3 protein-coding genes are annotated in these 4,586 nt (G+C 34.1%); 1 reads left to right on the top strand and 2 read right to left on the bottom strand.

Annotated elements, in window-relative coordinates; genetic code table 11:
• Window positions 1-30 precede the first annotated feature (30 nt).
• Together alaS and DIU01_RS11625 are read right to left on the bottom strand one after the other, a co-directional pair.
• The gene (gene alaS / locus DIU01_RS11630) at window positions 31-2,715 is read right to left on the bottom strand and encodes an alanine--tRNA ligase (protein ID WP_290834632.1); all 2,685 of its coding nucleotides are present in this window, start codon (window positions 2,713-2,715) and stop codon (window positions 31-33) included.
• On the bottom strand, window positions 2,715-3,578 hold the full coding sequence (locus DIU01_RS11625) for an SRPBCC domain-containing protein (RefSeq protein ID WP_290834630.1): 864 nt from the start codon (window positions 3,576-3,578) through the stop codon (window positions 2,715-2,717). The genes alaS and DIU01_RS11625 overlap by 1 nt, the downstream gene beginning before the upstream one ends.
• Window positions 3,579-3,710: 132 nt before the next feature.
• On the opposite strand from DIU01_RS11625, the gene DIU01_RS11620 reads away from it, so the two are divergent.
• On the top strand, window positions 3,711-4,586 hold an 876-nt coding region (locus DIU01_RS11620; RefSeq protein WP_290834628.1), incomplete at its 3' end, for a M23 family metallopeptidase.

Genomic DNA, 4,586 nt, shown 5'->3' with positions numbered 1-4,586 from the left:
TCGATTATTTAGGACTAGTCAAAGTTAAAACTACTTTACAAAATCAACAGCTTTCTCCAAAGCTTCTTTAATTCCGTTTACATTTTTTCCTTTTCCAGATGCAAAGAATGGTTGTCCTCCACCATTTCCGTCAATATACTTTCCTAATTCTCTAATTACATTTCCTGCATTTAAAGATTTTTCTGCCACTAATTCTTTCGAAATGTAACAATGAATATTTGGAGTATTATCTTCAATTGAAGCTAAAAATACGAACGAATTTGGTTTTGAAGTTCCGATTGCTTGTGCTAAATCTTTGGTTGCGCTCATCGATAAATCAACTTGTTTTGACAAAAAGTTAATTCCGTTTATTTCCTGAAAATCTGAAACTAAAGTATTTTTTAATCCGTCGATTTTTTCTTTCAATAATTGCTCAATTTGTTTTTTCAACTTCGCATTATCGTCTTGCAATGAAGCTACTGATTTTAAAATATCTTGTGGATTTTTCAACGTTTCTTTAATTTCCGCTAAAGTACTTTCTTGATTTTTGTAGAAATCTTTCACAGCATCGCCAGTAATTGCTTCAATTCGACGAATTCCTGCCGCAACTGCACCTTCTGAAATGATTTTGAAATGCCAGATTTCAGCAGTGTTTTTCACGTGAATTCCACCACAAAGTTCTTTGCTATCGCCAAATTCTATCATTCGAACTGAATCACCATATTTTTCTCCAAATAAAGCCATCGCACCTTTTTCCAATGCTTCTTTTATTGGAATATTTCTGTGTTCTACCAATTGCAATTGTGCTTCAATTTGAGCGTTCACACTTGCTTCAACCTGACGTAATTCATCATCAGAAACTTTAGAAAAATGCGAAAAGTCGAAACGCAAGTAATTTGGATTTACCAACGAACCTTTTTGCTCGACATGCGTTCCAAGAATGTTTCTCAAAGCCAAGTGCATCAAGTGCGTAGCCGAGTGATTTTTAGAAGTTGACGTTCTTAAATCGGTGTTTACTTTGGCTACAAAACCAGCTTCAAGATTTTCTGGAAGTTGTTTTGCGAAATGTAATATTAAGTTGTTCTCTTTCTTTGTGTCAATAATATCAATGGTTTCGTTAGCAGAAACTAAGGTTCCTTTGTCACCAACTTGTCCTCCACCTTCTGGATAAAATGGTGTGTTGTCTAAAACTATTTGATATAATATTCCGTCTTTTTTAGAATCAACTTTACGAATTCGAGTAATTTTCACTTCGTTTTCTGTTTGGTCATAACCAACGAAAGTTTCTACATTTCCTGGAATCAAAACCGACCAATCTTCGGTTGAAACTTCTGATGCTGCACGAGAGCGCGCTTTTTGAGATTGCATATTCAAACTAAATTCTGTCTCATTTACGATAAGCCCATCTTCTTTTGCTAATAAAACAGTTAAATCATATGGAAATCCATATGTGTCATACAATTCAAATGCTATTGCACCAGAAAATATATTATCTCCTTTTTCAGGAGTCTTTCCCTCAAGTTTTAAAGCATTCAACCTGTTTGTGTAAGATAGAGAAAATGATTTGTAATAATTAATCCCTTTTTCCAAAGTTCTAATAAAAGAAGCTTCTTCTTCACGAATAACATTCGTAACCAATTGCTGTTGCGATTTAATTTCTGGGAAAAATTCGCCCATTTGATTCGCTAAAACTTCTACCAATTTAAAAATAAAAGGTTCGCTTGTATTTAAAAATGAATATCCATAGCGAATCGCACGACGCAAAATTCTGCGAATCACATAACCTGCACCAGTATTAGATGGAAGTTGTCCGTCAGCAATTGCAAACGCAACGGCACGAACGTGATCGACAATTACACGAATAGCTATGTTAGTTTTATTTTGTTCTTCTGAAACGTTTTTAACTTCGTTTGAAGTATATTTTAATCCTGTAATTTGTTCAATTTTTTCGATTAGCGGCGTAAAAACATCCGTATCATAATTGGAAGTCACATTTTGAATTGCCATACACAAACGCTCAAATCCCATTCCGGTATCAACGTGTTGTGCTGGTAGTTTTTCTAACGAACCATCAGCTTTTCTGTTGAATTCCATGAAAACGTTGTTCCAAATTTCAACCACTTGCGGATGATCGGCATTTACTAAACTTCTTCCAGAAACTGCAGCTCTTTCCGCGTCGGTTCTTAAATCGATATGAATTTCTGAACATGGACCACACGGACCCTGATCGCCCATTTCCCAAAAGTTATCTTTTTTATTTCCAAGAATGATTCGGTCTTCTGAAACGTATTGTTTCCAAATATCCCAAGCTTCTTGGTCGAAAGCAACATTTTCTGCAGGATTTCCTTCAAATACAGAAACATACAAACGGTCTTTATCTAATTTTAAAACTTCTGTAAGAAATTCCCAAGCCCAATCCAATGCTTCTTTCTTGAAATAATCGCCAAACGACCAGTTTCCAAGCATTTCGAACATAGTATGATGATAAGTGTCAAAACCTACATCTTCCAAATCATTGTGTTTTCCTGAAACACGAAGACATTTTTGCGTATCGGCTATTCTTGGACTTTTTGGAGTTCCGTTTCCTAAAAAGTATTCTTTGAATTGCGCCATTCCTGAGTTGTTAAACATCAAGGTTGGATCGTCTTTAAGCACAATTGGTGCCGATGGAACAATTAAATGTCCTTTTGATTCAAAGAAATTGAGGTATGCTTTACGAATGTCTTGTGATTTCATTATTTTATATTTTCTGATATTTTTTTTAATTCTTGTAATGCTAATGGAAATTTTTCGTTCATGTAATCAATGTATTCTGGAACACAATCGATTTCTGCTGTTACTGTTGTAACTCTGTTTTCTTCATTTAATTTATAGGTTTCAAAACTTCCTGTCCATTTTTCTGCTTCGGCATCGATTGGTAATTCTTTTAAATCTTTCAACATTCCAATGTGTTTAAAAATAATTAATTTATTTGGAATTAGATAAAAAACATCGCTGTACATTCCTTCAAAACTTGGAGCAACAAAATGAATTCTGCTCCCTAATTCAATTTCTCCTGTAAAATAAGTTCCAGCACAAAAAGGTGTTGTCCAATCAGTGTACGATTTTTTATCCCACATTTTATTCCAAACCGTTTCTGCAGATGCCTTAATTTCTTGTTCGAAAACTATTTTTTTAATGCCGTAAAGATAGTTTCTCAAATTGGTTTTCACAATGGCATTCCAACCCATTTCGTAATTTGCTGGAGCAAAATTTGGTCCGCCATCAGCAAAATTTTCTAAACCTTCATGCGATAACGTAACTTTTACTTTATTGTCGCCAGATTCTTCAATTTCCCAAGTTACAATGGAACTTCCTTTGGATTGCTGTGGATGTTTCCAGGTGTGTTGCAATACTTTATTTTGTTCTGCTTTCAAAATCTCACCTTCGTGCAAATATTCTTTTTTGTCACCTTCGTAAAATGAAAATTCACTTCCAACAACCAATTTGAAATTTGAAATATCAAAATACCAAACTTTCATAATTTCAGTATTGGTTAACGCCTCCCAAACTTGTGATTTGGTGGCATCAAAAACAGCTTCCACTTTTACGATATCCATAGTGACTATTTATTGTTAATGAAATTACTACAATTTAAAAATAAAAATAGTTTAGTTTGAAACATTTCTTAAATTTGTTCGTATAACCATTGTTATTCTTAAAACGATTACAAAAATAGTATAATTTAAGAAATGTCGAAGAAAGTTAAGTATTATTACGATACAGAAAATCTAGCCTACCATAAAATCAAACCTCAAAAGAGGAAAAAAGTTGGTTATGCCTTGTTATTTCTACTTGCATCGGCGTTATTCGGATTTCTATGTTTTGTAGTTTTAATGAATACGCCTTATTTTGAAACGCCAAAAGACAAGATTCAGGCGCGAGAAATTGATAATATGAAGATTCGCTATTCGATTTTGAACAAAAAAATTGAAAATATTGAGCAAGTTGCAGCAGATTTAGAAGAACGAGACAACAATTTATATCGAGTTTATTTTAATTCGGCTCCAATTTCGAACGAAAAAAGAAGAGGAATTATTGATATTGCACGTTATAAAGAATTAGAAGGTTACAACAATTCTGATTTGGTAATAAACACATCAAAAAAAGTTGATGGCATTTCAAAAGCATTGGCATTTCAATCGAAATCGTTGGATGAAATTTTGAAATTAGCCAAAGCAAAAGATAAATTATTGAGTGCAGTTCCAGCCATTCAACCGGTAAAAAATGAAGATCTAAAGCAAATGGCATCTGGATTTGGATACAGAACCGACCCATTTACCAAAGCAAGAAAGATGCACGAAGGAATGGATTTTACAGCAAAAACTGGAACGCCAATTTACGCAACTGGTGATGGCGTTGTGGCAAAAGCAGACAATTCGTTATCAGGATATGGAAATCATATTGAAATAAGTCACGGGTTTGGATATTTAACATTGTATGCGCATTTAAGCAAATACAAAGTGCGACAAGGACAACGAGTAAAACGCGGCGACATCATTGGTTATGTTGGAAGCACAGGAAGAAGTCAGGCGCCACATTTACATTATGAAGTTCACAAAGATGGC

This window comes from Flavobacterium sp. (genome assembly GCF_003525665.1).
Lineage (GTDB): Bacteria > Bacteroidota > Bacteroidia > Flavobacteriales > Flavobacteriaceae > Flavobacterium.
This window is presented reverse-complemented; position numbering and strand designations above follow the sequence as displayed.